The sequence below is a fragment of the Clostridium magnum DSM 2767 genome (genome assembly GCF_001623875.1).
Lineage (GTDB): Bacteria > Bacillota > Clostridia > Clostridiales > Clostridiaceae > Clostridium_AM > Clostridium_AM magnum.
In genome coordinates this window covers 255,156-272,786 of sequence record NZ_LWAE01000008.1, presented here as the reverse complement: position 1 = coordinate 272,786, position 17,631 = coordinate 255,156, and the positions used below count along the sequence as shown (strand labels likewise).

General features: G+C 33.7%; 17 protein-coding genes. 2 read left to right on the top strand and 15 right to left on the bottom strand.

Features of this window, described 5'->3' with window-relative positions; genetic code table 11:
- Positions 1-164 precede the first annotated feature (164 nt).
- From CLMAG_RS24745 to CLMAG_RS24735, 3 genes are all read right to left on the bottom strand, one after another.
- The gene (locus CLMAG_RS24745) at positions 165-839 is read right to left on the bottom strand and encodes a nitrite/sulfite reductase domain-containing protein (protein WP_066629006.1); all 675 of its coding nucleotides are present in this window, start codon (positions 837-839) and stop codon (positions 165-167) included.
- Between the two features lie 219 nt (positions 840-1,058).
- The gene (locus tag CLMAG_RS24740; RefSeq protein ID WP_066629002.1) at positions 1,059-1,997 is read right to left on the bottom strand and encodes an AEC family transporter; all 939 of its coding nucleotides are present in this window, start codon (positions 1,995-1,997) and stop codon (positions 1,059-1,061) included.
- 1,061 nt (positions 1,998-3,058) lie between these two features.
- Complete coding sequence (locus CLMAG_RS24735; RefSeq protein WP_066629000.1) at positions 3,059-3,547, bottom strand: ketopantoate reductase family protein; 489 nt, start codon at positions 3,545-3,547, stop codon at positions 3,059-3,061.
- A gap of 304 nt (positions 3,548-3,851) precedes the next feature.
- Here CLMAG_RS24735 and CLMAG_RS24730 point away from each other — a divergent pair, with 304 nt between their 5' ends.
- The gene (locus CLMAG_RS24730; protein ID WP_066628997.1) at positions 3,852-4,319 is read left to right on the top strand and encodes a MarR family winged helix-turn-helix transcriptional regulator; all 468 of its coding nucleotides are present in this window, start codon (positions 3,852-3,854) and stop codon (positions 4,317-4,319) included.
- 69 nt (positions 4,320-4,388) lie between these two features.
- On the opposite strand, the gene CLMAG_RS24725 is transcribed toward CLMAG_RS24730, so the two are convergent.
- The 4 genes from CLMAG_RS24725 to CLMAG_RS24710 form a co-directional block, all read right to left on the bottom strand.
- Complete coding sequence (locus CLMAG_RS24725) at positions 4,389-4,877, bottom strand: MarR family transcriptional regulator (RefSeq protein WP_066628994.1); 489 nt, start codon at positions 4,875-4,877, stop codon at positions 4,389-4,391.
- Positions 4,843-6,432 (bottom strand): DHA2 family efflux MFS transporter permease subunit, encoded by a 1,590-nt coding sequence (locus tag CLMAG_RS24720; protein WP_066629072.1) that lies wholly within the window; start codon positions 6,430-6,432, stop codon positions 4,843-4,845. Before CLMAG_RS24720 ends, CLMAG_RS24725 begins: the two co-directional genes overlap by 35 nt.
- Positions 6,433-6,446: 14 nt before the next feature.
- Positions 6,447-7,100: an HlyD family secretion protein gene (locus tag CLMAG_RS24715; RefSeq protein WP_066628991.1), complete on the bottom strand. Its 654-nt coding sequence runs from the start codon at positions 7,098-7,100 to the stop codon at positions 6,447-6,449.
- Between the two features lie 116 nt (positions 7,101-7,216).
- On the bottom strand, positions 7,217-8,197 hold the full coding sequence (locus CLMAG_RS24710; protein WP_066628989.1) for an efflux RND transporter periplasmic adaptor subunit: 981 nt from the start codon (positions 8,195-8,197) through the stop codon (positions 7,217-7,219).
- A gap of 237 nt (positions 8,198-8,434) precedes the next feature.
- Here CLMAG_RS24710 and CLMAG_RS24705 point away from each other — a divergent pair, with 237 nt between their 5' ends.
- Positions 8,435-8,869 carry a hypothetical protein gene (locus tag CLMAG_RS24705; RefSeq protein ID WP_066628986.1) on the top strand — a complete coding sequence of 145 codons (435 nt, stop codon included), beginning with the start codon at positions 8,435-8,437 and terminating at the stop codon, positions 8,867-8,869.
- Between the two features lie 199 nt (positions 8,870-9,068).
- On the opposite strand, the gene CLMAG_RS24700 is transcribed toward CLMAG_RS24705, so the two are convergent.
- The 8 genes from CLMAG_RS24700 to CLMAG_RS24665 all read right to left on the bottom strand — a co-directional run bounded on the left by CLMAG_RS24700 (position 9,069) and on the right by CLMAG_RS24665 (position 17,595).
- Positions 9,069-10,142 (bottom strand): 2,3-butanediol dehydrogenase, encoded by a 1,074-nt coding sequence (locus CLMAG_RS24700; RefSeq protein WP_066628983.1) that lies wholly within the window; start codon positions 10,140-10,142, stop codon positions 9,069-9,071.
- Positions 10,143-10,365: 223 nt separating this feature from the next.
- Positions 10,366-11,463: a glycerol dehydrogenase gene (locus tag CLMAG_RS24695; RefSeq protein ID WP_066628980.1), complete on the bottom strand. Its 1,098-nt coding sequence runs from the start codon at positions 11,461-11,463 to the stop codon at positions 10,366-10,368.
- A gap of 154 nt (positions 11,464-11,617) precedes the next feature.
- Positions 11,618-12,505 carry a lipoyl synthase gene (lipA, locus tag CLMAG_RS24690; protein ID WP_066628977.1) on the bottom strand — a complete coding sequence of 296 codons (888 nt, stop codon included), beginning with the start codon at positions 12,503-12,505 and terminating at the stop codon, positions 11,618-11,620.
- The gene (gene lipB, locus CLMAG_RS24685; protein ID WP_066628974.1) at positions 12,502-13,173 is read right to left on the bottom strand and encodes a lipoyl(octanoyl) transferase LipB; all 672 of its coding nucleotides are present in this window, start codon (positions 13,171-13,173) and stop codon (positions 12,502-12,504) included. The genes lipA and lipB overlap by 4 nt, the downstream gene beginning before the upstream one ends.
- Positions 13,174-13,213: 40 nt before the next feature.
- Positions 13,214-13,414 (bottom strand): hypothetical protein, encoded by a 201-nt coding sequence (locus tag CLMAG_RS24680; RefSeq protein WP_066628971.1) that lies wholly within the window; start codon positions 13,412-13,414, stop codon positions 13,214-13,216.
- A 68-nt stretch (positions 13,415-13,482) separates the two neighbouring features.
- On the bottom strand, positions 13,483-15,219 hold the full coding sequence (gene lpdA / locus CLMAG_RS24675) for a dihydrolipoyl dehydrogenase (protein WP_066628968.1): 1,737 nt from the start codon (positions 15,217-15,219) through the stop codon (positions 13,483-13,485).
- A 15-nt stretch (positions 15,220-15,234) separates the two neighbouring features.
- Positions 15,235-16,566 (bottom strand): dihydrolipoamide acetyltransferase family protein, encoded by a 1,332-nt coding sequence (locus CLMAG_RS24670; protein WP_066628960.1) that lies wholly within the window; start codon positions 16,564-16,566, stop codon positions 15,235-15,237.
- A 30-nt stretch (positions 16,567-16,596) separates the two neighbouring features.
- Positions 16,597-17,595, bottom strand: coding sequence for an ATP-NAD kinase family protein (locus CLMAG_RS24665; RefSeq protein WP_066628957.1), 999 nt, complete (start codon positions 17,593-17,595; stop codon positions 16,597-16,599).
- Positions 17,596-17,631: the final 36 nt, after the last annotated feature.

The following is a 17,631-nucleotide window of genomic DNA, read 5'->3' as shown; positions in this document are numbered from 1 at the left end:
CATTAAAAGAAAACTAATGTCATTTTTTCATGAATTTTTGAAATCTTCTATTTCAAGTCTTACTACAATAATCTCTAAATATATTTTAATTAAAAAAAGAGCATTTCTGCTCTTAATTTTAATAATAATATATTTGTGAATTATATACTGTTTATATTTTTATTTTATAAATAACTATCAAGACCTATTTGTTCTTTAAATGTATCCAATCCTACTCTATCTATGTAATCTCCTAATCTTTCTCTGTTAGTTGCATTTTCATCATATACTTGAATAACTTTTTCTACTAAATCGTATATTTTTTCTTGTGATACAGAAAGTGCTATTTTATCTGCTATTCTTGGCTTGGCTCCACCTTTACCACCAACATAGACCATCCATCCTTTTCCACCGCCTATTAATCCTAAATCTTTAAATGCACTATCTGAACAGCTATTAGGGCAGCCACTTACACCTATTTTAAATTTATTAGGTAATTTTTTTCCGTGATATAAACTATCTAATTTTGATCCAACTCCAACTGAATCTTGAAGACCTCTCTTACAAAGAGTAGTTCCTGGACAGACTTTTATGCTTCTTACACATAAACCTATTGCTGCACCTGGATCCATGCCTAAATCTTCCCAAGCATTATCTAAATCTTCTTCTTTTAATCCAACTATTGCAATTCTTTGAGCTCCCGTAACTTTAATAGCTGCTGCATTATATTTTTCAGCTACATCTGCAATAGTTCTTAAAACATCTGGGGTTACAATTCCAGCAGTTAAATGTGGTGCAATTCCGTATGTTTCCTTATCCCTTTGTAATATTGCGCCTTTTTCTAATAAATCAGTTTTCATCTAATAACCTCCCAAATTTTATTTAATAATACAGATTATTAATATTATTAAATAATTAATATCGATTTGATTATATCATATTTATATGGCAAAAGCTACTAAAACTATAACTAAAAAATCATTCCAAAAAATAAAAGAGGACTAACTTTTAGTAGCCCCCTATCATTATTGTGACAATATCAGTAAATTTGATGAGAAAACATTTTTAACACTAACAAACTACTTGTATATATAATTTAACAACCAATACAAGAGAGGGAGAGTAATAGGCAGCAGCAGCGTGGTTATACTTACCCCTACAGATGCATATGCAGCATCTGCCCCATACTTCTTTGCATAAAATGATGTAGTTGGTGCTGAAGGCATTGCCGCCACCAGAACCGCAACAGCCAATACAGTGAACTTAATCTTAAAAATCCCAAAAGGAATTAAAAATGTAGGTATCAGCAGCAGTTTTAAAAAAGCAGATATCCAAATATGCCTGTCTTTGGATAGTTCCCATACTTTTCTTATTTCAAGATCGGCAATAAAGCTTCCTATGAGCAGCATTGATAGAGGTGTAGTTGGAGCTCCAATACTTTGAAAAACCCTATAAATGATCTCAGGCCATTCAATAGGCAGAAAAAACATAATAATGCCTATAAAAGTAGCCAATGTGCCTGGATTTAAAATAAGCATCTTCCACGAAAAAGACATCATGTTTTTAGCAATAATATAAATACCATAAGTCCATATGAGCACAAGATAAAATAGATTAAACACTGCTGCGTACATGATGCCCTCTCTAGAAAACAGCACCTGACATATTGCATATCCTAAAAATCCCTGGTTTCCAAAAATGATAAGTCCTTGGTATACACCATTTCTTTCTACAGATAACCTGCTTTTTTTTCCAATATAGTAAGCTACTAAACAGGATAGACTTAGAGAAAACACCGATAGAAAAATAAGTATAGCAAAATCCTTAAGCAATGAACCGTTGAAAGGAAAATCTAGTGAAAATAAAATTAATGCCGGTAAGGTGATGTAAAGTATTAACTGAGTAAGAACCCTGTCTGCTTCTTTTGAAAATATACCGCTCCCCTTGGCTATGTAGCCTACTAAAGCAATTAAATAGAGTACAATAAGCTCTTGATAGAAAGATGTAAACTGCGGCACAAAAATTCCCCCTTTTTGCCAGTATATGAGTTATAGAAAATGTGGTTCTGGGTTATTTTTGCATGAAGTGAAACTGTTATTTACTATTATTCTACCTAAAAGGTTTTTTTAATTTTAAAAATAGTAACCCTCCTATTGCGGTGCCAAATACAATTCCGAGTAAAAAAACACCTAGTAATGTCTTAATCAACTGGGATAATGACATAAATATCTTTGCTTCCATATAAACACCTTCTAAGGAAAATTGATAACTATTAATATAATATTCAGAGTACAACCGATTTATTAATACCAATATATATATAGGTAAATTTGTTAAAAATATAGGGTTTGACTTACACATTTTATAGAATTTAATAAATTCAAGAGATTTGCTAATTGCATATGTCAAGTTATGGATTTGCTTATCTATATAGGGTTTCTAGGTCTAAACTTAGCTTATACATGCATTAGAACCGTTGAAATCGCTAAGTTTCAATCAATGTATAATTTAAGTTCTGAATCAGAACCCCTATATAGAGAACCACATCAGAAAGTAGACTTATACGTAGGAATATGTTCCCAAAGCTGAAAGCACATATAAAAACTTTTTTATCAGTCTTAGCGAAGTATTTTAGAAAATCCTAGGACCTTTGATATGTTTGAGGTATGAGTTTATGCAGAATTGCTTAGTAATTCAAATGCAGTGCTTAGCATCCCCCAAGACTACTTATTTATAATTAATAGTTTTATAGGCTGCTAGCTACTGCGCAAAGATTCTTAGATTTTCAAAATACTGAGCTTTAGATTGACTAAAAGCTTTTATAGTGCCGAAGCTTGGGAACATATTCCGGAGTGTAAGTCTACTTTCGGCCGTGTTTATCTATATAGATAAATCAACTGCATCATTGACTTATGCTAGGTATTACTATGGATGTATCTGACAGCACATTTAACAATTATTAGTTAACAGTGCAGAAGATATAACCATAGTAATACCGGGGCTAAGTCAAGTTTGGGTGTTGCTTATCTATAATGAACTGTTATTGTAATACTTTGCAATAACAGTCCACTTAACTTAATTATGAACATTTAAGACTTCTCGTTTTCTCCATCATAGAGATTAAGTGACTAATTAAGCTATTGTTTGGAACAGCTATATTATGCTTTTCTGCTATTTTTACAATTGCTCCATTAAGATATTCAATTTCTGTCTTTCGTCCATTCTGCATGTCTTGAAGCATAGATGGAAGGTGGTTTCCTGTTTTAGCTGGATCAAATAGCTGCTGCAGCATTTCCATTATTTTATCGTTATCTAGCTCAATTTTCTCTGCTGCTGCCACTTCAACAATCTCATTTACTATACCCTTCATTACTTCCTCAATACCACTATACTTTCCAATATGGATAATTGGACTTCCTGCTTCAGTAACAATTTCTAAGCCCTTTGTTTGTATATTTCGTACATGTTCTTTCCAATTATCTATTAAAAGTACTTCGTTTCCTGCTTCATGAAGCATTGATCCAAAACGACATCCTAATGCACCTGATCCTGCTATAGCTATTTTCATGTTATTTCCACACTCCCAATACCAATGATTTTACGTCAACTTTATTGACCTATGCATTGTACTACAATCAAATATATATATCAACATTATTGACCAATTTGTTCGATTAGTTGCTATTTTAAATCTTCCTACTGATTTAAGTTTCCATTTCATTCTATATTTTTAGATTACTATGGCAATATTCTTATATAGATGTTAAAATAAAAAAATAGAAAAAAATAAGTATACGATTCCACTTAAATTGGGTTATGTATACAGTTGCGGATTTACGTTTTAAACTACACTACTGAAAGGAAGAGCATATATGAACACACATAATGAAGAACAATTAGATGAAATACTAACTTTGTTTTATTTTGCCTATAAGACATTCACTGAAGAACCTGATCAAATTTTGGCTAAATACGGAATACAGCGTATGCATCACCGCATAATTTTTTTTGTAGGCCGCTTTCCAGGATTAAGTATTAACGAATTACTAACATTATTAGAAATAAGCAAACAAGCTCTCCATGCTCCCCTACGGAGTCTTATTGAAAAAGGACTTATTACAAGCAAGGCCTCCAAGCAGGATCTCCGCGTAAAGCAACTAACTCTCACAAAAGAAGGTAAAGAGCTTGAGAGAGAGCTTAGCCGTGTTCAAAAAAATAAAATAGAAGATATTTTTGGGGAACTTGGTGAAGAGCACCGCAGTTCATGGATAAAAGTTATGGAAAAACTTGCTTCATCAAGGGTTGGTCGTAATCTGTGGTGTACTAAAAAGAAAGGTTGATTAAGCCTTTTTTATTTTCAAATAAAAATAACCACCCATAAGTAGCTGCTTACAGGTGGTTATTTCAAGTTACTTAGAATTATCATCGTTTAATAATAAACTAAATTGTTTTAATCCATAAATTATTTTTTCAACTTCCATTGGATCCATATTCTTTATCCCATTAGATATTAAATCAGAAATAAATGTTTTTTTCATATTGCATATGTCATTATTTTTTTTAAACTCTTCTGAAATTGATAATTTTACAGTTCTGCGATTATCTTTAGGTATTTCTCTAACTACAACACCCTGCTTAGTCAAACGATCTACTATGCCTGAAACCGTACTTTTTGTTAACATCATATGCTCACTTAACTCATTAAGGGTTATGGATGGCATATGATGCAGATGAAATATTACTCCAAGCTGAGGTGCTGTAAATCCATATTGTTTTGCATTTTTTTCAAATTTACAACTAAGAGTTTTTTTAATACTTTTGAATATTTCAATTATTTCATCTGCTTGTTTTGATACTAATTCATCATTCTGATATGGCGAATCCTCCTTTAGGGCCATCTTCTTCACCTACCTTATCTTGTTTTTTCAGTGGTTTCTTATCTTTCATAAATAAAGTTAAAACTATTGCTGCTAGCACCATAACGGCAGTTACAATAACTGAATATGCCATAGCATCTAAAGTAGCCTGACCTTGAATCATTCTAAGTAATTGGGATAGAGCCATTCCCTTAGCTGTTCCTTGTGGTAAACCTGCATGGATATATGAGCTTGTTAGTATACTTAATGTATTATTAGAAGTTCCATTATAAACACTTATTTGCTCTGACATCTTTAAATAGTTATAATCAGTCTTCCATTGCATAATTGTAGACATTACAGTTACACTAAGTGCCCCTGCTATCTGCCTTATAGTATTTTGAAGGGCTGATGCCTTTCCAACCAGGTGCTTTGGCACAGCATTCATTCCTATAGTACTAATTGGCATCATACTAAGTCCTATTCCTATAGATCTTATGCAATTAATAAGTATTATTGTTTCTCTACTGGAATTCATATTTATTGCAGTTGCAAGTTCATAAGAGCTTACAGCTAAGAGTATAAGCCCAGGTATAACAACTGTTTTTACTCCAACTTTTTCAAATAGACTACCGCTTATTGGCATCATAACACCCATTACAAGTGCCCCTGGAAGCATAATTATCCCAGCCTCCATAGCTGTATATCCTCTTACATTTTGCAAGAATAAAGGTAATACATAAACCCCACCCATTAGTGCAAAGGTCAGAACACTGCTTATAATTTGACTTATACTAAAATCAAATAACTTTAGTATGCGTAAGTCTAATAAGGGATCTGGGTGGGTAAGTTCATTTACTATAAATAGAACAAGACTTAGACAACCAAGAGTCATTAGTATTGGATTTTCTATCTTTCCCCAATCGATTGAAGAACCTTCTCCAAGAACATATAGTACACTTACTATACCCACTGTTGAGGATAAAAATCCTATTATATCAAAAGATTTAAAGGACTTTCGTTCTGTTCCTTTTAATAGGATTCCTGCCAATATTACCCCTACAATACCTATTGGAACATTGATATTGAAAATAAGTCTCCAATCCATCTTTTCAATAATATATCCACCTAAAGTTGGTCCTATAGCAGGTGCTGCCATAGCGGCTATTCCCCAAAACCCGAGAGCTACACCTATCTTTTCTCTAGGAAACACCTGATAGATTATAGACATTCCTACAGGCATTATTATACCTCCGCCAATAGCTTGAACTATACGAAAAATTATCATAGAGGTATTACTCCATGAAAATCCACACAATAATGATCCTAGTGTAAACATCGCTAAGGCAAACATATATAGTCTCTTAGTTCCAAAAATCTCCTGCAAATATCCCGTTAAAGGTATTATGGCTCCAAGTACTAGTGCATAAGCCGTTATTATCCATTTTGCATCATCTAAGGATACACCAAAAACAGCCATCATCTTAGGAAGAGCAATATTAACTATACTACTATCTAGTATAGACATAAAGGTACCTATTATAACTACACATAGGGATAACCAAGCACTTAATAAATCATTGTTATTGTCTTCCATCATAAATCACCTCATTATTTAACGTGAATCTTAACAACAGCATTGGTTCCTGGAAGTATTTTGTTATTAAACTTATTAAGTTCAATTTTTATTGGTACTCTCTGAACTACCTTTGTAAAGGTACCGCTAGTTGATGATGGAAGAAGTGATAACGCTGAATTTGCTGCTTCACCTACTGATTTAACCTTGCCTGTAAACTTTTGAGAACCAAATTGATCTATAGTAATATCTACTGTTTGTCCAACTCTTACTTTGCCAAGCTTTGTTTCTTCAATATTTGCAGCTATATAAAGCTTATTTGGATCTATTAAAGTAGCTAAGGTTTGACTTGGTGACCAAACTTCTCCTATAGTCCCCTGTCTCTTAATAATTATACCATTAATAGGTGATCTTATTAAAGACTGGTCTACACTTGTATCTGGAAGATTATTCATTTCTTGACGAGCTAATATTTGATTCTTTGCAACTGTCTCTCCTTCTTCTACATTTAGTTCCAGTAATTTTCCTGTAATCTGTGGGGTTACACTAACTAAATCTGCACTGACTCTAGCATCATCAGTGGAAACATAATAAGTGTTTTCATACCAATAGTAAAATCCTATACCAGATAACGCTACTACAATTGCCACTAGTATTCCAATAATTAATACTTTACGCTTCTCTTTCATATCAAAAAAACCCTCCTGTATTTCTTATACTGCACTAAAAGATTATTAATCTTTTAGTCTCCTGTATTCCTTATACTGTGCTGAAAGATTATTAATCTTTCAGTCTCCTGTATTCCCTATTTCTTTAAGCCAACTTCTGCAAACATACCAGATTTTAATTGTGAGTTAGTATCTGCTACAGCTACTTTAACTAAAATATTTCTGCTTTGTGAATTTAATTTTGAGTTTATAACAATTATTGTACCTTCAAACTGTTTATCTGGTATTTCTGATACCTTAACAACTACACTTTGTCCTTCCTTTAGCTGATCTACAATATCTAAAGGTGCATAGGCATTTACAGATAAACCACTGGAATTAACTATAGATAAAAGTGTACCACTTGCTGAAGCCATTTCTCCCACATTAATATTTTTTGCACTTACTACCCCTGAAATTGGAGCCGTAATAGTGGCATTGCTTAATGCTGCCTGTGCTACCTTTAAAGCTGCTTCAGCTTGATTTACCTGAGCTTGATAAACATCTATACTAGACTTTGTAGCCCCATTTTGTAACATCTCTAGGTTTGCCTGTGCAGTTTTATATTGAGACTCTGCCACTGCAAGTTGTTGCTGAGCTGAATCCAATTGTTGTTGTGCTGCTGCTCCTGAATCTACTAGAGCTTTAGTACGATCATAATTCTTCTTAGTAACTTCATAGCCTTGAGAAGCACTATCTAAAGTAGCTTGAGCCTGGGCCAGCTGCTCAGGGCGTGTACCGCTAGTGGCATTAGCTAAATTTGCCTTAGCAGTGTTCACTGCTGCTTGAGCTTGATCTACCTGAGCCTGTAAGTCTTGTGTGTCTAATTTGATAATAGTATCTCCTTGATTAACCTTTGCCCCAACATCAACGGTTATTTCTGAAACTCTCGCTGAAATTTTTGAGCCTATGTTTGCTTCTTCGTTTGCCTGTATTTTTCCTCCCATTATGTATTGAGTTTTAGTACTTTGCTGAGCATTTTGAGTTGCTTGTACATTATTTTTTACACTTGTACTGCCATTAGAACTGCAACCACTTAAAAGTGCCACTGCAATTAAACAAAATAAAGTCTTTTTCATTTTAACCCTCCATAGACGAATTATTTTTATAGATATTATTCACATCAGCATTGTTCGTACAATAACAATTATTATAATACTTTTTATTTCCATATTCAATAATATTCTCTAATAATTTATGGGAAAAAATAAAATAACTTTAGTTAAATTTTTCTAAACATTCTGATAATTAATTGAAACCGTTTTTCAGAAATGCTATACTATAGTTAATATAAGATCAGTATGGGGGTTGATATTATGATCTCTTCTCTAATTAATAACACTAGCTTAAATGCCTATAAAGAATCTAGCGAGCAATTTATTTATGGTGTAAAAGGGATTGTTAGACTATCAATCGGAAGAGAAATTATGTACTGCATAGGACTTTCTTCTATGACCGATTATTTTATAGATATGCCTCGTGTTTTTAAAGTTGAATGTATTCTTGCAGTTACAGATAAGCGAATTGTTTTAATCCCTACGAATAACAAATATAAGCCAGTTTCTTTTAATTATGGCGATATAGATGTTGTTTACTGTAATCAATTATTTGATAAGGTATTTTTACTAAATATAAAGGATAAAGAATTCTTAAACTTCTCTGAAAAAAGACTTGTATTTAGAGTATACGGAAAACAAAGTTCTGAACTTAATAAAATTAACTGTGTGTTGCAAGAACATGCTTGTGTATAAAAATATATTAAAGTAAAAAACTTAAGATCATCTTCAAAATTTTAAGACGATCAAAACTTTACTAATTTCCAAGTAAAAACCCTAGCAATATCAACTATACAATGATACTGCTAGGGTTTTTTCATTAATTTAAATTATAATTTTAAATTTTTAATTATTGAAAAAGATAAAAAGATATTTTTTAATATGGGGAAATATATTATAAAAGAGATTTATCCGGTGTTACAAGTATTTTTACATGAGTTTTCTTTTCTGGTCCAGTTAAAGCTCCGAATCCTTCTTTTACAATATCATCAAGAGCTATTTTTTTTGTAATATACCCTTCAGCTTTTATTCTTCCTTCACCCATTTGAGCAATTGTAGCTGGAAATTCGTGTCTATAAACTAATGATCCCATTACTTTCTTTTCTGAAAATACCAAAACATTAGGATTAAAACTTACTTCATTTTCCCAAATACTTGTTATTACTAGAGTTCCTTCAAATTTTATACTGTTAAGTCCTGCCTCTAAACCTACCTTAGAACCTGTAGTTTCAAAAGCTTTATCTACTCCAACTCCACCTGTAAGCTTTTTAACCTCTTCTGCTATATCCACCTCATTCGGATCAAGAACTACATCAGCACCCATTCTTTTAGCATATTCCTGTCTTACTGATTTTCTTTGAAGAACTATTACAAGTTTAGCTCCAGCTGCTTTAAGGCACTCTATGGTAGCAAGGCCTATTGGACCGGAACCTAATACAAGGGCTGTATCTCCAATTTTGAAGTTTGAAATTCTGAGTGAATGTAAAGCTACTGACATTGGCTCTATTAATGCAGCTTGCTCATAGGACATGTTATCTGGAATTTTATGAACGAATTCCTCTGGGAATACAGTATATTCTGCAAATCCACCACCAGTACCACAAAGTCCGTGAAATCCTAAGGATGAACAAAGATTATACTTTCCTTCTTTACAAGCCGGACACTTCCCGCATACTACAACTGGTTCCACAGTGACTCTATCTCCAACTTTAAGCTTTGTTACATTTTGTCCCACTTCTACAACTTCTCCTGAAAACTCATGCCCTAAAACCACAGGAGCCGTATTACCGCTTAGTGGATGAGGTTGTTCAACAGGAATAAATATAGGTCCTCCTAAATATTCATGCAAATCTGAACCACAAATACCACACCATTTAACCTTAATTTTTACTGAACCTTTTAATACACTTGGTTCCTCAATGTCTTCAACCCTTACATCATTTTTTTTATACCATAATGCAGCCTTCATCAAAATTCCCCCTACCATGTTAATTAATAGTATATATTTTTTAAAACAAACCTTATCTATTCTAGGCATCTGAAAGAAAATAACAAGTCAAAGATGCGACGGATATTTTGTGTCAGACAAGGAGACAGGTTCCTCAGATAGCCGACTCTATCTAAGGGTTCTGTCGACGCAGTATGACGCAAAATAGAATAGCAAGTTGACTAGTTATTTCTTTGAAGATGCCCTATTGCCTTTTGTATTGCGATCCCATGTTATCTGCAACGATAAAGGCATCATATAGTTCTTCTGGAGTGACATCTCCAACCATATTATGAATTGACTCCCCTGGAGCACAGGCTGCTTTTGCTACCTTCATTAATTTCTCAGGATCTACCTGTTTAACTCCGATATCTTCAAGAGTTATAGGTAGTCCAACACTTAGACAGAAATCCATAACTTCTTTGATTTCCTCTATTGGGCTATCTTCAAGAAGTAACTGAACTAATGTTCCAAATGCCACAATTTCTCCATGCATAGTTCCTTCACATTCTTCAAGTACAGTAAATCCATTATAAATTGAGTGTGCTGCTGCCAACCCTGCGCCACTAGCTCCAACCCCACTTAAATAAGTAGTTGCCTCGATAGCTTTTTCAACTGCTGGTACTACAACACCTTTTTCAATGGCAAGTTTTGCTTTATAACCATCAGCTACTATTGTTTTATAGCACAATTCAGCAAGACAATATCCTGATTGGGTAATGTGCTCTCCGTCAAGATCTAATGATTCTGTACGAAGACATGCTCTTCCCTCAAAGAATGTTCCAAGTGCGTCTCCAAGTCCTGCTACAAAGAATCTAACAGGTGCTTTTGCAATAATACCAGTGTCAACAACAACAACATCAGGATTCTTTGGATAGAAAAGATATTGATCAAATTCACCTTGTTCAGTATAAATTACTGAAAGTGCAGTACATGGCGCATCTGTTGCAGCAACTGTTGGTATTATTACCAGTGGTAGTTTTTCGTAATGTGCAGCTACCTTTGCAGTATCTAAAGCTCTTCCTCCACCAATGCCAACGATTACATTTGAGTTACTTTTCCTAATAAGATCTCTTACTCTGTTTACCTCAGCCATTGAACATTGACCATTGAATAGTTCAAAAGTAATGCTCATATCGCTGCCTTCAAAACTTTTTTCAATAGCTGCTTTTGTAGATTTCAACGCGGATTTACTTCCTATTGCATAGAAAGTATTCCCAAGTGATTCTACATGACGCTTCAAGTCTAGAAGCGCATCTTTTCCTTGAACGTACCTTGATGGTGCTCTCATAACTCTTATCATAACAAAAACCCCCAACTCATAATATTATTTATTAAACTTCAATTCGGCAAGTAAATCTGCAAACCATTGATAACACTTAATTTCTTCGCAAAAAATTTTTTATACTAAAATATAGCCATATCAATGCTTGTAAAGATCACTTGCCGAATCCAAGTTAAATACTTTTTAAAACTTTATTAGTATTGTTTATCTTATCCATTCCTAATACTGCATTATAAGAACTTCTGACAAAGGGTCCTGCTGCAACATATTTAAATCCTTTTTTCATAGCAGTAATTCTGTATACTTCAAAATCATTTGGATGAATATATTCAAATACTTCAAGATGATTTTCTGATGGTCTCAGATATTGGCCAATAGTGATAATATCACAACAAGCAGCTTTTAAATCATCCATCAAAGCGTTAACTTCCTCAACCTTTTCACCTAGTCCCACCATAATTCCGGATTTCGTATATGTTTTAGGATCTATTTCCTTAGATTTTCTTAAAAGTTCTAAGGAACGTTCATAATCCGCCTGAGGCCTAACAGTTTTATATAATGATGCTACCGTCTCAAGATTATGATTCAAAATATCAGGTTTAGCATCTAAAATTCTTTTTAAGGCTTTCCAATTGCCTTTTAAATCCGGTATTAAAAGTTCAATGGTTGCAGAAGGATTTAATGACTTTATTGCTTTAACTGTTTTAAAATAATGTTCAGCCCCGCCATCAAGTAAGTCATCTCTTGTTACAGACGTAATTACCACATGCCTTAGACCTAATGCTTTACTAGCCTCTGCAACATGCATCGGTTCATCAGGATCTAGCTTTTTTGCTATACCTTTTTCAACTGCACAAAAACGGCAGCCTCTTGTACAGATATTACCTAAAATCATAAAAGTTGTTGTTTTACGCCCAAAACATTCATCTATATTAGGACACTGTGCACCCTCACATACTGTATTAATTTTCAAGCTTCTTAAAATTCCTTCTGTCTTATCAATATTTCCATAAGAAATTCTTTTTCTAATCCACTCAGGCTTTCTTATAGTTGCACTCATTTTATCCACCAACTTTCTGCAACCTCATCTTTAATTAAGTTGATTTTAAATATTTTTTCAAAGCTTCCAATTAATTTATGCTTTACATCAGATATTTTGATGTTATCCTGATAGTCAACAATTGAAATAATTCCAAATTCTGTAATACCACAAGGATTAATCATCTCAAAATATGTTTTATCTACATTAACATTCAAAGATAACCCATGAGTTGAAATCCATTTTTTCAAATGTACTCCAACTGCTGAAATCTTATTTTCATTTACCCATACACCTCTAAATTTACTTTTTTTATATCCTGAGATATTATACTGTGACAATGTATCTATAACAACATTTTCCAATGAACCTACATACCAATGAACATCCTTGTAAAACTTATTTAAATTTAGTATAGGATACACAACAATCTGTCCTGGTCCATGAAATGTAATATTTCCCCCTCTATTAACCTTCACGACATCGATATCTTTATTCTTTAATTCCCGATCAGTAACAAGGAGATTCTCAAATCCACCATTAGTACCAACTGTAAATACTGGCTTATGTTCCAGAATAAAAATAACTCCATCATATTCACCAGCAGCAACCAATTCATATGCTTTTTTCTGCATTTTCAACCCTTCATCATAGCTTACATTAGATTCTGGCATTATCAATCTGTACATTTTAGCTTTCTCCCTCCTTTACTTAACGTAGGGACATTTGTTATATCTTCATAATTCTTGTATAAATATTCCTAAATAATAACGTATTGATATTATTGTGATTTGAAAATTTCTTTATCCACCGACTAAACTCTATAATAAGATCATTAGTAGCTTTAAAGCTATCTATAAAGTTCCAGTTTTTCTTTGCCCTAACTCCATATCCATAGGTTAAGCTGTCTCCAATACATACTTGTCTCATATTACACCTCTAAATTAATAGTTTAATTAGGTACCCTTGCAAATATGCACGGGTACCTGATTATTCAACTACTTGTTCATCATATGAATAGCTTGATTATTTACTGCTAGAGCTGCTTCCTTCATCGCTTCTCCTACAGTTGGATGGGCATGTACTGTTGTGATTATTTCTTCTAAAGTAGCTTCTAACCTTAAAGCTAAGGCTGCTTCCGTTATCAAATCTGTAGCTCTAGGTCCAAGTATATGAACACCTAAAATCTCCTCGTACTTTTTGTCTGTGATAATTTTAATAACTCCTCCAGTTTCATTCATTATAAGAGATTTTCCATTAGCTGCTAATTGGAATTTACCTACTTTATAATCAATTCCCTTTTCTTTTGCCTGTTCTTCAGTTAGACCAACAGAAGCTAACTCTGGCTTAGTATATACACAGGCAGGTACAGTTTTATAATCCATTTTTTTATTTTGGCCCATTATATTCTCCGCTGCCACAACACCTTGATCTGAGGCTACATGAGCTAGCATAATCTTGCCGGTACAATCACCTATTGCATAAATCCCTTCAACATTGGTTTCCATTTTATCATTGACTATGATAGATCCTCCCTCAGTCTTTACTCCAATCTTTTCTACATCTAGACCTTCGATATTTGAACGTCGCCCTACTGCAATGAGTACTTTTTCAACATCTATGCTTTCTTCACCTTTATCACCTATAAATGACACTTTTAGTCCATCTTCACCCTGTTCAATTCTAGTAACCTTACAATTATTATTAATATTAATTCCATCCCTGATTAGCTTTGCCTTAGCTATTTCTGAAATTTCCCTGTCCATTGGCGGTAAAATATGTGGAAGCATCTCAATGATACTTACTTTACAGCCTAAAGAGTTGAAAATACTTGCAAATTCTACCCCTATTACTCCTCCACCGATAATTGCAATACTTTCAGGGTTACTCTCTAAACTTAATGCTCCTGTACTATCAATTACCCCTGACAGCTTATTGCCTTCTATTTCTGGTATAAAGGGCATTGAACCGGTTGCAATTATGGCATTGTCAAAGTTAACTTTCTCCGCTACCCCATCTTCTTTTGTCACTAAAATAGTATCCTTTGATTCAAATTTCGCTGTTCCTTTAATTACTTTGACTTTATTACAAGTTAACAATCCAGAAACCCCTGAAACTAATTTTTTTATAACAATCTTCTTTCTTTTTTGAATATGTTTCCAATTAACTACTATGCTTCCCTCAATATCAATTCCAAGTTTGTCCCCTTCCTTCATTTCTGTAAGCAGCTGTGAAGAATGTAATAAAACCTTAGTAGGTATGCAGCCTACATTTAAACATGTTCCTCCAAGGGATTCCTTCTCAATTAATGTAACTTTTGCTCCCAATTGAGCAGCACGAATAGCTGCAACATATCCCCCTGGACCCCCGCCTATAACTACTAAATTGTCTCCACCTTTAACAGCTTCAACTTCTTTTTTAGGTGCTTTTGTATCACTTTGCTCTGCTGATCCACTTCCTTCAGATGAACCATTTAATAAAGAAGATATATCTTCATCAGCACTACCAATAATTGCAACTGGGTTCAGGCACTCAACTACATCTCCTTCATTTACAAGCAATTTTCTTACTATTCCTTCATCACTTGATTCAACTTCATTAGTCAGCTTATCTGTTGATACCTCAAATAAAATTTCTCCGACTTTAACTTGATCTCCTTCAGCCTTTTTCCATGTCACCAATGTACCTTCTGTCATTGTCAACCCTAGTTTCGGCATAACTACAATCTTTGCCATATATAATCCTCCTCCCTATAACATCAATAGCTCTGGTTTTTCCATGTATTCTTTTACCTTTGACAAGAATTGAGCAGCAACAGAACCATCCACTGCCCTATGGTCCGCAGTAAGGGATAAATTCATAAGTGGTTTTATTACTATTTCACCATTTTGTACAACTGGAGTCTCCGTAATTTTATTTACTCCCAAAATAGCCACTTCAGGTTGATTTATAATTGGTGAAAAATACTCTATTCCAAACATTCCAAGGTTAGTTATTGTAAATGTACCTCCGGTCATATTCTCAGGTTTAAGTTGATTACTTTTGGCTTTCTTAGCTAAATCTTTAACCTCAGTAGATATTTCCTTTAAGCCCTTTTCATTTGCATACTTAACAACTGGCACTACTAATCCTCCATCTATAGCAACTGCTACACCCATATTAACATAATTTCTGGTAATTAATTCATTTCCATTGATAGAACAGTTAAGAAGAGGGAATTGAAGTAATACTTTTGAAACTATTTTTACAATTAAATCTGTATAAGTTACTTTACACACATCTTTAAGTGCATCCTTAAATCTCTTTAGGCTAGTCATATCAACCTTTATATCATAAGTTACTGTTGGAGAAGTAATCCAGCTTTCATGCATTCTAGCGGAAATTATCTTTCTAATTTGAGTCATTGGTACTATCTTTTCAGTATATTTATCTTCTGAAGCATTAACCTTGCACTCCTCTGGAGCATTACCCTTGCAAAGAGATAAAACATCCTCTTTCATTATTCTTCCATCTTTTTCAATTGTTGATAAATCAACATTTAATTCCGCTGCTACTTTACTTGCCATCGGAGATGCTTTTGATGCATTTTTACTGTCTTCAATATACTTTTCCACATCTTCAGTTGTTATTCTTCCCTGTGGACCTGTACCTTCAACTAATGTGATATCTATATTATTTTCTGCAGCTAGCTTCTTAGCAGCCGGAGAAGCTTTTACTTTTCCTTGTTGTTTTTCTACTGCACCTTTAGGAGCTTCAGCTTCTTTTTTAGGTGCTTTTGTATCATTTTGCTCTGCTGATTCACTTCCTTCAGATGAACCATTTAATAAAGAAGATATATCCTCATCAGCACTGCCAATAATTGCAACTGGCTTTAAGCACTCAACTGTATCTCCTTCATTTACAAGCAATTTTCTTACTATTCCTTCATCACTTGCTTCAACTTCATTAGTCAGTTTATCTGTTGATACCTCAAAAAAAATCTCTCCGACTTTAACTTGATCTCCTTCAGCCTTTTTCCAAGTCACCAATGTACCTTCTGTCATTGTCAATCCTAGCTTCGGCATAACTACAATCTTTGCCATATTTAATCCTCCTCGTTTCATACTTTTTAATTAAACTATTTTAAAGAATCCCTTTTTTTGAGCTATTTCTAAAGTTTTTATAATATCCACATGTAAAGGACCATTCCTTGTTATTTTAAAAACGAATCTTTCCCCAGCCTTGAAAGCGATTTCTCTTTCTCCGTCTAAAGCAATGGTCCCGCCTTCTTTACTAATAAATTCATAGGTCGCATTAAGATTAATTATCTCAGCATCTTCCATATGAATAGGTGTTATAATTCCAGCTGCAACTGGTGCAGTAATTTTTTGTTTATTACTAGTTAAGTCAACAGCTGCTCCAAAATCATCATTCTTACTGACAATCATTCTGCATCCAACAATAGCCGAAAAGCCTATTGATGCAGGATGTGCTCTTGAAACAATAATCTTTAGTATATCTTCAACATTCCATATGGCTTTACTACCAACATACAAATTTTTTGAAATTACTGCATCTATTAAAGCAATATCTATTAATTTTTCATTTCTACAAATTTCAATTCTCTTATCTTTAAAACATATTTCATTTATATCAAATTTTTTGCTGGCAACTGCTGCTGCTGCCATCCCTGCTACAGTTCCTTCTATCATCTCGGGATAAACATTGTTGGTGCCTGTTGATACAGCTATTATTGGTATATTTTTTATTATTTTTGCAACGGCCCTACTGGTTCCATCTCCTCCTAAGATAACTATACAATCTACTTCCAGCTCTTCCATCTTTTCAGCTGCATTCATAGTATCATAGAGTGTACCACTGATCTCCATGTCCAGTACATTTATTTCAGCTGTTAATTCACCTAAAGTTGATAGATTATCTTCAACCTTATATCCGATTTGATAGGTATCAGCCATAATATACACTTTTGTTACACCAAAAGCTTGAGCAGAAAGAACTATTCTTTCAACTATATTTACCTTTTCATTGTTATCAACTGTTGTAGCATGAGATACCAGTCGTCTAATATCTTTACCAGATGATGGATTGGCTATAATCCCAATTTTATTCATATACAACCGCCTCTAAATTTGGGGGAAATATCCCCC

What these genes read in the sequence shown, in the direction of transcription:
- CLMAG_RS24745 (WP_066629006.1), bottom strand. Translation starts at nt 839, where the DNA reads ATGAAAACTGATTTATTAGAAAAAGGCGCAATATTACAAAGGGATAAG.
- CLMAG_RS24735 (WP_066629000.1), bottom strand. Translation starts at nt 3,547, where the DNA reads ATGAAAATAGCTATAGCAGGATCAGGTGCATTAGGATGTCGTTTTGGA.
- CLMAG_RS24730 (WP_066628997.1), top strand. Translation starts at nt 3,852, where the DNA reads ATGAACACACATAATGAAGAACAATTAGATGAAATACTAACTTTGTTT.
- CLMAG_RS24725 (WP_066628994.1), bottom strand. Translation starts at nt 4,877, where the DNA reads ATGGCCCTAAAGGAGGATTCGCCATATCAGAATGATGAATTAGTATCA.
- CLMAG_RS24720 (WP_066629072.1), bottom strand. Translation starts at nt 6,432, where the DNA reads ATGGAAGACAATAACAATGATTTATTAAGTGCTTGGTTATCCCTATGT.
- CLMAG_RS24715 (WP_066628991.1), bottom strand. Translation starts at nt 7,100, where the DNA reads ATGAAAGAGAAGCGTAAAGTATTAATTATTGGAATACTAGTGGCAATT.
- CLMAG_RS24710 (WP_066628989.1), bottom strand. Translation starts at nt 8,197, where the DNA reads ATGAAAAAGACTTTATTTTGTTTAATTGCAGTGGCACTTTTAAGTGGT.
- CLMAG_RS24705 (WP_066628986.1), top strand. Translation starts at nt 8,435, where the DNA reads ATGATCTCTTCTCTAATTAATAACACTAGCTTAAATGCCTATAAAGAA.
- CLMAG_RS24700 (WP_066628983.1), bottom strand. Translation starts at nt 10,142, where the DNA reads ATGAAGGCTGCATTATGGTATAAAAAAAATGATGTAAGGGTTGAAGAC.
- CLMAG_RS24695 (WP_066628980.1), bottom strand. Translation starts at nt 11,463, where the DNA reads ATGATAAGAGTTATGAGAGCACCATCAAGGTACGTTCAAGGAAAAGAT.
- lipA (WP_066628977.1), bottom strand. Translation starts at nt 12,505, where the DNA reads ATGAGTGCAACTATAAGAAAGCCTGAGTGGATTAGAAAAAGAATTTCT.
- lipB (WP_066628974.1), bottom strand. Translation starts at nt 13,173, where the DNA reads ATGTACAGATTGATAATGCCAGAATCTAATGTAAGCTATGATGAAGGG.
- CLMAG_RS24680 (WP_066628971.1), bottom strand. Translation starts at nt 13,414, where the DNA reads ATGAGACAAGTATGTATTGGAGACAGCTTAACCTATGGATATGGAGTT.
- lpdA (WP_066628968.1), bottom strand. Translation starts at nt 15,219, where the DNA reads ATGGCAAAGATTGTAGTTATGCCGAAACTAGGGTTGACAATGACAGAA.
- CLMAG_RS24670 (WP_066628960.1), bottom strand. Translation starts at nt 16,566, where the DNA reads ATGGCAAAGATTGTAGTTATGCCGAAGCTAGGATTGACAATGACAGAA.
- CLMAG_RS24665 (WP_066628957.1), bottom strand. Translation starts at nt 17,595, where the DNA reads ATGAATAAAATTGGGATTATAGCCAATCCATCATCTGGTAAAGATATT.